The sequence below is a fragment of the Ideonella sp. P3_A4 genome (genome assembly GCF_056403075.1).
Genome location: NZ_JBFUGE010000839.1, coordinates 1 through 2191 on the forward strand (window position 1 = coordinate 1; position 2191 = coordinate 2191).

The following is a 2191-nucleotide window of genomic DNA, read 5'->3' on the forward strand; positions in this document are numbered from 1 at the left end:
CAACGCGCGCAACCCGGAGGGCCAGCACGGCCTGTACCTGGCCTTGCGCGAAAACTCGTTCGATGTGGTGCCGCTGCTGCTGAACCATCCGCAGCTCGACGTCGAAGCCACCAGCCCCGCTGGTGAGACGCTGCTGATGATGGCCGCCTTGCGCGGCCGGATCGACGCGATGAAGCAGCTGATGGCGCGTGGCGCCCAGGTCAACCGCGAGGGCTGGGCGCCCTTGCACTACGCCGCCTCGGGCAACGACCAGGCGGCGGTGGTGTTGTTGCTGGAGCGTGGTGCCGAGCTCGATGCCCGGGCGCCGAACGGCAACACGCCCTTGATGCTGGCTGCCGGTTTCGGCAGCGTGGATGCGGCGGATCTGCTGGCCCTGCGCGGCGCCGACGTGACGCTGCAGAACAAGGCGGGGCTGCGAGCCGCCGACTATGCCCGCAAGGCGGACCGGCTGTGGCTCGCACAGCGGCTGGACGCCATCGCGAAGCGCGCCCGTCCTTGACGGGGGGCCGAATCCGCCTCTGGGTTTTGTGCAGTTGATCGGTCGTGTGGCCGGCCTATCATGAACACTTGGCTTGCCTGCAGGAGGAGCCATGTTCACACCGCTTGTTCGCTCTGCAACAGCACTGCTTTTCTTCTTGTTGACCGCATCGGCTGCGGCAGAAGTTCAGCTCCAGCTCTATACCGAAGAATATCCGCCTGTCACTTTCGCGCGTGCAGGCAAGGCTGCCGGCCTCGGTACCGAAGTGGTCGAAGAGATCATGCGCCGCCTCGGCACCTCGGCACCGATCGAAGTGGTGCCATGGGCGCGCGGTTACAAACAAGTGACCAGCTTGCCCAACATCGGGTTGTTTGCCACCACCCGCACCGCCGAGCGCGAGAAGTTGTTCCATTGGGTCGGTCCGATATCGGCCACCACGGCCCATTTCTATACGCGCCGTGGCGGCCCGTATTTTGACAATCTGGAGCAGGCGCGCAGCGCAGAACGCATCGTGATTCCGCGCGACTGGTACCTGGAGCAAATGCTGCGCGGCATGGGCTTTGGGAACATCAACGCAGTCAACACGCCAGCACTGGCGGTGCGCATGCTGGCGGCGGGGCGTGCGCCCTTGATGGCGCTCGATGACGTCACGCTGGCCGATACGCTGGTGGCGGCCGGCGTCAATGCCAATGACATCGAAACCGGCCCCGTGATTACCCAGGCGGTTCAATACATCGCGTTCTCGCGTGACACGCCGGATGACGTGGCCATCCGCTGGCAGAGAACGCTCGACGAAATGAAGGCGGACGGCAGCTTTGAACGGATCTACGCCAAATGGCTGCCTGGGGTGAAGCCGCCGGGCCTGCGCTGACCTGCGTCGGCAGCGTGGATGCAGCGGATGTGGTGGCTCAGCCCTTCAGGCCGGCCAGGTCGGCGATCGCCAGACCGAAGTAGCCGAGGACGGCGACGACCAGCAGGGCTTCGATTTGCGAGTAGCCCAGTTGTGCGCTGGTGTTCGTGAAGAGGTTGATCAGACGTTGTTTCATCATGGCCCTTGTGAGGTTGATTGGTTGTTCGATTGGCCCGCGTCGGCCCTGAGGCCAACTCGGCGATCCTTGCGAAGTGGCTTTTGGCGCCTCCGCGAGGTCTCGGGTTCAGGCGGATTGCAAGAACCCGGCTTTGCTGTTATTGGTTTCTTGCGACAGCAGGGCGACTGTGACAGGGTCTGACGACAGTTTCAAGACAAAACATAGGGATTACCCCCATCTCGTGATTTCGCTCACGACGAAATTTAGGGTTTTCACTGACGGGCACGATTGAGGCTGGCGCAGAGCGATTGAGCGGTGCCGGGCCTCGGCTTCACGGGCCAGAGCGCCGTGCGGTGGGGTGGGGTGCCTTACAAGGGCCGCCGAGCGGCCGTCAGCCTTGTCAGGTTTTTTCCGACACCCGGCTTGTCTGTCAGCCGACTGTTGTTGGCCAAAGTGCTTCTCTACAGTTCGTGACATGGGTTTCGCGCCGAAGCCCACACCCCAAGGAGAACTCCATGCACCACGCCGAAGCCGCTCTGAACCCGTTCACGATGATGACGGACCCGGAAGCCATCTTGCTGGCCATGGAGCGTTCTGACCGCCTGAATCATCTGCAGCGCCGCGTCTGCCGCCCGCTGGACCGTCCGCTGATCCCGAAGGTCAAGGCTGCCGAGCTGGCCGCCTA

3 protein-coding genes are annotated in these 2191 nt (G+C 63.5%); 2 read left to right on the top strand and 1 reads right to left on the bottom strand.

The window, feature by feature from the left end:
* Both AC1DYI_RS33405 and AC1DYI_RS33410 read left to right on the top strand, forming a co-directional pair.
* Positions 1 to 499, top strand: a 499-nt coding sequence (locus AC1DYI_RS33405; RefSeq protein WP_477208407.1) for an ankyrin repeat domain-containing protein, incomplete at its 5' end; no start/stop codon positions are given.
* Positions 500 to 590: 91 nt separating this feature from the next.
* Complete coding sequence (locus AC1DYI_RS33410; RefSeq protein ID WP_477208408.1) at positions 591 to 1349, top strand: substrate-binding periplasmic protein; 759 nt, start codon at positions 591 to 593, stop codon at positions 1347 to 1349.
* A gap of 37 nt (positions 1350 to 1386) precedes the next feature.
* Here AC1DYI_RS33410 and AC1DYI_RS33415 read toward each other — a convergent pair whose 3' ends face one another.
* A complete protein-coding gene (locus AC1DYI_RS33415) occupies positions 1387 to 1524 on the bottom strand; it encodes a hypothetical protein (RefSeq protein ID WP_477208409.1) in 138 nt (45 codons plus the stop codon).
* Between the last annotated feature and the right edge of the window lie 667 nt (positions 1525 to 2191).

What these genes read in the sequence shown, in the direction of transcription:
- AC1DYI_RS33410 (WP_477208408.1), top strand. Translation starts at nt 591, where the DNA reads ATGTTCACACCGCTTGTTCGCTCTGCAACAGCACTGCTTTTCTTCTTG.
- AC1DYI_RS33415 (WP_477208409.1), bottom strand. Translation starts at nt 1,524, where the DNA reads ATGAAACAACGTCTGATCAACCTCTTCACGAACACCAGCGCACAACTG.